Source organism: Microvirga splendida, from assembly GCF_016427565.1.
Taxonomy (GTDB): domain Bacteria; phylum Pseudomonadota; class Alphaproteobacteria; order Rhizobiales; family Beijerinckiaceae; genus Microvirga; species Microvirga splendida.
Genome location: NZ_JAELXT010000024.1, coordinates 67,970 through 75,626 on the forward strand (window position 1 = coordinate 67,970; position 7,657 = coordinate 75,626).

8 protein-coding genes and 2 pseudogenes are annotated in these 7,657 nt (G+C 58.2%); 2 read left to right on the forward strand and 8 right to left on the reverse strand.

The window, feature by feature from the left end:
* Positions 1-92: 92 nt before the first annotated feature.
* Positions 93-332, forward strand: coding sequence for a DUF6489 family protein (locus JAO75_RS18565; RefSeq protein WP_036359725.1), 240 nt, complete (start codon positions 93-95; stop codon positions 330-332).
* Between the two features lie 987 nt (positions 333-1,319).
* Here the strand turns inward: JAO75_RS18565 and JAO75_RS18570 are convergent.
* Positions 1,320-2,413: pseudogene (locus tag JAO75_RS18570) on the reverse strand (IS1595 family transposase).
* Between the two features lie 381 nt (positions 2,414-2,794).
* On the opposite strand from JAO75_RS18570, the gene JAO75_RS25220 reads away from it, so the two are divergent.
* Positions 2,795-3,952 carry a calcium-binding protein gene (locus JAO75_RS25220; RefSeq protein WP_199050633.1) on the forward strand — a complete coding sequence of 386 codons (1,158 nt, stop codon included), beginning with the start codon at positions 2,795-2,797 and terminating at the stop codon, positions 3,950-3,952.
* Positions 3,953-4,137: 185 nt separating this feature from the next.
* On the opposite strand, the gene JAO75_RS18580 is transcribed toward JAO75_RS25220, so the two are convergent.
* The 7 genes and pseudogenes from JAO75_RS18580 to JAO75_RS18610 form a co-directional block, all read right to left on the reverse strand.
* Positions 4,138-4,305: a hypothetical protein gene (locus JAO75_RS18580; RefSeq protein WP_199050634.1), complete on the reverse strand. Its 168-nt coding sequence runs from the start codon at positions 4,303-4,305 to the stop codon at positions 4,138-4,140.
* Between the two features lie 19 nt (positions 4,306-4,324).
* Positions 4,325-4,618, reverse strand: a complete 294-nt coding sequence (locus JAO75_RS18585) for a helix-turn-helix domain-containing protein (RefSeq protein ID WP_199050635.1) — start codon at positions 4,616-4,618, stop codon at positions 4,325-4,327.
* A gap of 27 nt (positions 4,619-4,645) precedes the next feature.
* Positions 4,646-5,014, reverse strand: coding sequence for a type II toxin-antitoxin system RelE/ParE family toxin (locus JAO75_RS18590; protein WP_199050636.1), 369 nt, complete (start codon positions 5,012-5,014; stop codon positions 4,646-4,648).
* Positions 5,015-5,102: 88 nt separating this feature from the next.
* The gene (locus tag JAO75_RS18595) at positions 5,103-5,327 is read right to left on the reverse strand and encodes a hypothetical protein (RefSeq protein ID WP_199050637.1); all 225 of its coding nucleotides are present in this window, start codon (positions 5,325-5,327) and stop codon (positions 5,103-5,105) included.
* Between the two features lie 403 nt (positions 5,328-5,730).
* On the reverse strand, positions 5,731-5,868 hold the full coding sequence (locus tag JAO75_RS18600) for a hypothetical protein (RefSeq protein WP_199050638.1): 138 nt from the start codon (positions 5,866-5,868) through the stop codon (positions 5,731-5,733).
* Positions 5,869-6,084: 216 nt separating this feature from the next.
* Positions 6,085-6,558, reverse strand: a complete 474-nt coding sequence (locus tag JAO75_RS18605; protein ID WP_199050639.1) for a DUF6789 family protein — start codon at positions 6,556-6,558, stop codon at positions 6,085-6,087.
* A gap of 270 nt (positions 6,559-6,828) precedes the next feature.
* Positions 6,829-7,578, reverse strand: a pseudogene (locus tag JAO75_RS18610) (DDE-type integrase/transposase/recombinase); the annotation flags it as partial.
* Between the last annotated feature and the right edge of the window lie 79 nt (positions 7,579-7,657).

Sequence of the window (7,657 nt, forward strand, 5' to 3'; positions counted from 1 at the left end):
CGTACCGCGTAGCCCCGTTTGGTTGACCTCAGGAGCGACATAAGACACCACCGTTCGGCAGCCCATCTGTTGATGCTGGAGCAGGATGTCAGATGAAGATCACCATGGATGTTGAGTGCACGCCTGAAGAGGCACGGGCCTTTCTAGGCCTACCGGATGTGAAACCCATGCAGGAGCAGCTCATGCGAGAGGTGCAGGACCGCATGACGGCGAACATCCGGGCGATGGAGCCTGAAGCCATGCTGAGGACTTGGCTGCCCGCCACCCTGAAAGGGTTCGAGCAGATGCAGGAGATCTTTATGTCCCAGATGACAGGCACAAAACGAGAGTAAGCGAAGCGACGTGCTGAACTGCCACCGACAGAGCGGTACCAGACCGGCTTAACGTTCAGATCCAAGCTGCAATATAGTAGGCCCAAACGAGGGCCCTATGCCCCGCTCTCATAAGCACCACATTCTTGCTTGGCTATTGTGCGCTGCACAAATTTGTCGCAGACTGTCCGGCTCGAAAGCGTCTCCATATGCGCTAGTCTCACCTCAACCAGCAGCAATCGCTGGGGAAAGGAAGAACCACATGGGCCAGAGGTTCTGTCCACAGTGTTCCTGCGATGCAGCATCCGTCCTGAGCTTTGCCACGGGTGACATTGGCTTCACTGCTGCTGTTCAGTGCCACGTCTGCGGCTTCGAGAAGCCAACCGATCGTGGCTTTGAGGACGAGCAGACCGCCCGCGAGGCCGCAATCCACGCCTGGTTTGAGGGAACAGAGCCCCTCCCCTCACCTGCTTGTGTGTGACTTCAGCGCTTGTCTCCTGTCACCAGGATACTGATGTGCAGCTTCCACAGTTCGCGCTTGAGAGCCTCCGGGCAGTCCGGCGGCAGGTCTAGCTGAAATATCTGGTTGAACTCGCCCCTGGTAAGCTGGCCACGTTTTCGAGCCTACTTCAGCAGGCGCCAGGCCCCTGGCGATCAGCGCCTCCGTCATGAGCCCCTCCGGCTGATCTCGTGATGCTACAGGGGCTACGATCCTGCGCACTGAAAGATTAGCGAATCATAGCCTGCTGCTCTCATGGTTTGGAACGCATCGGACTAAAAGCCGGCCTCGTTCATCCGGATGATCATCGCTCCATTAGCTGAGGCGTTCCAGCTTGCCTCATACAGAGGGTTGGCAGTAGGCCATAACTCGGTGGAGCAAACCAGATGAAGGTCCGTTGACACGGCTAAAGCGGAAAACCGGATAAGGGCCGCCTCATGCCATTTGCAGAGCTTCCGAGCCTGGAGGGGGCTGGAACAAGAACTGCTTCCAAACACACGCCGGCATTATCAACCAAAGACAGCTACCTTCGAGACGAGGTCGATCCCGCCGGCCTTCGTTCGGCGCATCTCGCGTCCAACGGCGAAGCGGAAGACTGCCGGGAGCTGCAGAGCAGGCGGTATTCGCGCCCACAAGGTCTTGGTCACTGGCCGTCCTTTGCGTGTGCGTCGCGGCGCCTGGCCTGTGACGACCCGCTGCGACCAGCGAAAGCCGATCTCGTTGAAGTAGAGGTCTGCGTGGTGCGGGCTGATGTGGTGGAACACGCCCGAGACGGTACGGCGGACCCGGTCATTGAAGCCCTCCGCTGAATTGATGTGAACAGGACCGCGAGCATATTCACGAGCCTTATGGTGGACAGTGTCATGAGCCGCAAACGCAGTGCCAATTAAGACGAAGGCCTTCCATTCATCACTCATCAGATGAGCCTTCGGATCGACAGTCTCGGTGAGAACCCGGTCCGCTTCGGACTCGGACAGATCCTCAATCACAGCCGCCCGAACCTCACCTGATGACGCACCAACGCTTACATCCGGCGGCCGCTGCACGGCCACAAGTGCTGGTGTTTTCAAGATTTCGGCTGACCTTTGCGTCCTCGTCCTGGTGGAGAATAGTTCTTCTCCCGCCGCGGCTTGCCACCGATGTAGAGGCCGTCAATCTCGACCACACCATCCAGAGCCTGCTCGCGTCCGACCATCAGGCGCAGGGCATGACCCATGCGCCAAGCCGTCGGCTGGCTGACACCAAGCGCTTCCGCCAATCGGATGGAGGAAATACCCTTGTCCGACTGTAGCATCAGCCAGAGGCCGGAGAGCCAGACCCGAAGTGGAAGCTTCGTCGCATGCAGGGGTGTTCGTGTTGTGACGGTGAACTGAAACCGGCAGGTGCCGTTCGAGCATTGGTAGAGCCCAGTTCGGGCTCGCTTCCCATTCTCTCGAACCATCAGTGCGATGGAGTGGCGATAGCCGCAGGCCGGGCAAACTCGCCCATTCGGCCAAACCATCGCCTCAAGCAATCGCCGGCAATGGCTCTCGTTTTGGAAGGCTCTGACCATGTCGGGAATGGTGGTAATCCTGGACAGCACCTCGCGTACAGACAGATCCATCCCGACCTCCCGTCGATTACGGGATCAGAATCTCACGCAAAAGCTTCGCTGCAAAGGGAAAGCTGTCTTTGGTTGATAATGCCGGCGCTCAATCAGGAACATATCTTGCGCTGACCCCTAATAGGTGCATGGGCTCACCTCCATTCCGCTCGGGCAGGTTTTAGGGCGCAACTATTATGGTGATGTTCTATCGCCTTGGTTTCCGGACATATAGCCCAATTGAGATTAGATAATTCATCTGGATACCGACGCTGAGCAACAATCGCTAAATGTGTGGCCGTTATAGCTGGGCCAGCAGCGGGCAGACGCAGTTATCGTGTTTGCCAAAATGTTGCATGCGTTGAGGTAACAGCCCGACCGGGTTTGGTTCTGAGGAAGAATATGTCCAGTTTCAAAATATCTAATCTTGCCGGTCAAGGTATTGACATGCGCTATGCCGCGTTCGGACTTTCTTACCAGGGCGAGAGTGCGTACTTGATCGATGATCTATACGACCAGTGGACGGGCTATGGGACAGCACTGTTCGGGATGAACTTCAATCCTGTCATCAATCAGTATGACATTCACTACAAGCAGCTTGACGTGGATTGGTTCGCCGTCGACACGATCCGTGCAGGCAAAAATGGTGTTACGTTTTTCGACGCCATGAACCTTAATCTCGTTGGAACGTCGTCTGCGGTACTTGGTCTTAATGTTTCCTACGATGTCATCATGGCTGAGGGTGACTCCATCGATGGCAATGATTTCGCCGATTACATATTCTCTGGCAATGGTAATGATTACGTATTCACCTATGGTGGAAAGGACGAGATCAACGGCGGCGCTGGTAATGATTTGATCAACGCTGGGTCCGGCACTGATCTGATCTACTACAACGGATATAGCTTTAATTTTGTTTTCTCAATGAACGTAGATGGCTCGGTTCAGATCACCGATCTATCTGGGTCATTCGGTTCCGACACGATCTATAATGCTGAACTGGTGAGCTTCGCGAATGGCGTGTTCAATATTGGCGATTTGCTCCCTGTCGTCACCCCTCCTGTTGTGTTGCTCCCTCCTTCTCCGGAAGATACGTACTCAGGCAACAACCATCTCACTGGCACTTCCGGCTCCGACCGTCTCAAGGGCTTTGGCGGCAACGATGTCTTGAAGGGTGGTTCAGGCAACGACTTCCTCTACGGTGGCTTGGGCAACGATAAGCTCTATGGCGGCGCTGGCAAGGATGCGTTTGTGTTCGACACGAAGGCGAACACCCGCACGAACAAGGACGCCATCATGGACTTCCGAGTGATTGATGACACGATCCGTCTCGATAACGCGGTGTTCACGAAAGTCGGTGCGAACGGTACCCTCAAGTCATCAGCGTTCTGGACCAACAACACGGGCAAGGCGCACGACAAGGATGACCGAGTAATCTACGATAAGGACAGTGGTGTTCTTTACTACGATGCTGACGGGTCTGGACGAGGAGCAGCAGTCGCTTTTGCGACCATCTCGAAGAAGCTAGCGATGACCAGCAAAGACTTCTACGTCGTCTAGGCGCCGGGTCAGTCCAATGCGGTGCACCCAGGCACTCAGCGCCCTGGTCAGGAGTCTCTCCCTGGCTGCGGCTGCAACGGGCTGAATAAGCACTCTGGGCGGACACAGGAGATGCCATCCCCCCTGTCCGCCCGCGTACCCGCATCCCCGCCTGCGTCAGCGGCTGGCGGGGTGTGGTGAAGCCGTTATTCCTTCATCAGTGAAGCGCGGTATTCTTCCACCTCTGCTTCAGTGGCTTGCGGGTTCTTGCGGCGGAAGTCTCGCACCATCTCCTCGCGTTCCTTCTCTGCCTCCTCGTAGGCCTCCTTAATGGCCCGTTCCAGTTGGCCCGGTGTGCTCTGCTTCTGGTTCATTTCTGCTCCTGTGATTGCGCTAGGCTGCATGCAAGGCGCGTTCGACAGCCTGTGGCTCCTTCGCGATGACGAGGAGAAGCACCCGAGCTGATGTGTCCGGCTTGCCCTTCCCCTGCTCCCAATCGCGAAGGGTGCCGAGCGGGAAGCCATAACGAGCCGAGAACTCAGCCTGTGTCATGCCCAATCCCTGCCGGATTGCCTTCACGTCGATTTCAGCGGGGACGTGGACCTTGTAGGTGGATGGATCCGCCTCGCCCCGAGCGATGCTCTGAGCTTCTTCCGCTGCCTGAATAAGTCTCTTGCCTAGTGTCATCTCCAGGGCCCTGCCCTCTCCAAGTGGTTACTTCTGTGCCTTCCGAAGCTTCCTGCGCACTCCCTGGCGGTACTCGTCTGCAAGGGTGCCAAGGATTTCACGCAGGGCGTTCCTGTCGGCCTGGCTGATGTCGGCCCTTTGGCCTTTGTCGACCAGCGCCAGGAGGAACACAGGCACGTCCTCGGCAGCGTAGTAGGTGATGACCCGATACCCGCCTGACTTGCCCTTGCCCCTGCCTCCGAACCGGACCTTTCGGGCACCACCTGTGCCGGGGATGATGTCCCCGACGAGAGGATTGGCGGCGATGGTCGCGGCAATCTCGGCAAGTTCGGTGTCGTCCAGGCCCGCCGCCTTGGCGTCTGCTAGGAAGGTGGGTGTCTGGATGACCGTCTGCATGGTCATAACGCTAATGGCAGCCAGTAGTTTCGTCAATGGGGCATAATGGCTGCCAGTAGCTTCTTGAGCCCCCAAAAGAGTGGCCGTCCTAGGCGACCTGGAAAGCTCGCCGGGCTCGTTCCCGGATCTCATCCAGCTCGTCCTGCAAGGAATTGATCTGCCCTTCTACCTCCTCGAAGGAGGCGCACTCGGGAGTGATGAGAAGACGTCTGTCCTCGCCCCTGGTGTAGCGCAGGAGGGCAATCATGACGGATGCTGGGTTGTCTGGTGTCCCCGGCTGGATGTCCAACTCAAAGGCTCCGAATACGTGCATGGACTCGTCTCCTCGTAGCTTTGGTTCCGTACCAGTTCCGAACCGCTCCCGGATCGGTAGGGAAGGCGCCACCCGTTCCCATCACTGTCAGTCCCAAAGCGTAACCTCATCCCCGTCAGCGGAAGACGGGGTGTGGTCAAGCGGCATTGAGGATGCTCTAGTCAGCCGTGTCCAGAGCAGCGGCAATGGCACGGCTCCTGATGCTGGAAGCCCTATGGTAATGGCTCCCCTGTAGAAGCATGTCAGCGGTTTCGGATTGGCCCTGCCGATCCAGCCCATCCGCTAGCCTAGCTAGCTCAGAGGCGAGCCCTTCTTGGATCTGTGCCATCTTCTCCAAGGCTGCTTGGTAGTCTGAGGTCGCCCGATTCACCTCAGCCGTAGGGTCATTCATTCTTGGCTATCCCTACCGCTGGGCCACGGTCAGCCGCGGGGACCACAAGGGCCGGAGTAGAGGCTCGGCAACAACCCCGCCGATGATGGCGAAGGAGGCCAGGACAAGCCCGATCCGGCCATAGAGCGCAACTCGATCCTTACGGGTCATGAAACCCTCCAGCCGTCACACATTGCAGACAACGTAGGTGGGGTGAACGCAGTTGCCAATAGCAGGTGTGTTGAAGCGGTATGATGGTGCGGATGACGGCGATCGAAGCCTCAGATGAGGAGGAAATTGTCGTCTGTCAGCCCAAGACCGGGGTTGGCCTAACCTTTACCGTGTGAGCCGAAGCGGTTTTCGGGTGGTAGGCTGAATGCTCCTGCCTTACTGGGCATCCGTCGTGTTCGTCAGCCGGTTCCGTGATGTTGCCTCTTCTAGTGGATTCAGGAGCCAACCATAAGTGGCCCCCAGGACGGCGCCCCAAATCAGGTGCAGGAATAGGGTCAGGGTGGGCGAAAAGGCGCCTTTCCCAATGCCGAAGAGCCCCAAGCTGGCCGCAGGCATGATGATGAACATCATCAACAACCAGACACCGATGCCGAACGCTGCTCCACGGATCCAGTACTGTGTGCCCGGCAGGTAAGGGCTTAGCCACGCAAAAAGGACACCCCACAGCAAGGCGCCGGACAGATACCGGATGAGCCAAGCCGTGGCCCGCGAGCCACCCATTACCCCGGCCATGATGTCGAAGACACTTGTATTCGGCATGAAGCTTGTCATCTCATTTAGCAACATGACGAGGCCTAAGACGGTTGTGGCAGCCAAGCCAGCGAGCACACCCTTTTCGGTGCAGCTCATTGTGTCCTCCAGTAACTTGACGCGCCGAGCCGGCCATAGGTTCGGCTCGCATCATCATTTGCTGATCAACGTAAGTTCCGAGGGCACCGTTCCATTTTAGGGGCCATTTGTGATCCAGACGCTCTGGTTGTGGGGGCCCAGTTAGGATCGACCGCAGATGAGCCCTGGCCAGACCGCTATCCGGTCGTGGTATCCGCACGGTCGATCCTCCAACCTGCAAGATCGGTGACCAGCGCCAGCCCTGGCACCTCCCCGATCACGTCACGCTCCTCACAAACAAGGCTCGGATTGTCCCAGGGTGTCCGGATGTGAGACCTCCTTGGCATGAGCGACGACTTGGAGGGCGGGCGGCAAAGCGTCTGAATCGGGTGGCTTGTAGCGCCGGTCGGCCAGCTTTGGCTCGGCAGCCAGGCGCCGGTGCACCACCTGCTCGGGTGAGGCGCCCTTGAGCACGCGTTGACGTCTCCTGTTGTAGGCCTGATTGAAGCCCTTGAGCAGCGTCTCGAGATCACGATGGCTGTAGATCGTGATTCCCAGCACCTCGCGCTGCACCCGGCCGTTGAAGCGCTCGACGAGACCGTTGGTTTGCGGCGTATACGGCTTGGTCGTGCGGTGCTGCAGCTTCAGCCTCCGGCAGGCGTCCTCGAAGCCATCGGCGGTAAAGCACGAGCCGCGGTCGGTGAGCACATGCGTGACCTTGAAGGGGAAGGCGCGCACCGCCTCTTTGAGGAAGGCGACCGCACTCGTGGTCAGCTCGTCGTCGTAGACCGCCAGGTGTACCCAGCGCGAGCAGCGGTCGATGGCCACATAGAGAAAGCGCTTGCGGCTCTCACCTTTGGCGGTTCTCAGCTTCGGCAGGTGCTTGATGTCCATGTGCACGAAGCCGAGATCGTAATCCTTGAACGTGCCGCTCCGACGCTGGCGCTGCTGCGCCGGCGGCAGGCGGCCCAAGCCTTCAGCCTTGAGGATGCGGTAGACCGCATCGCGGTTGAGATGCGGCAGGAAGTGCGTGACGATGAAGGGGCTTTGTTGCATTAACCTGCAAATGGGCACACGAATCCAGTCGAATAGGTCACTCAGGCCGCAGGGCCGAAGAGCT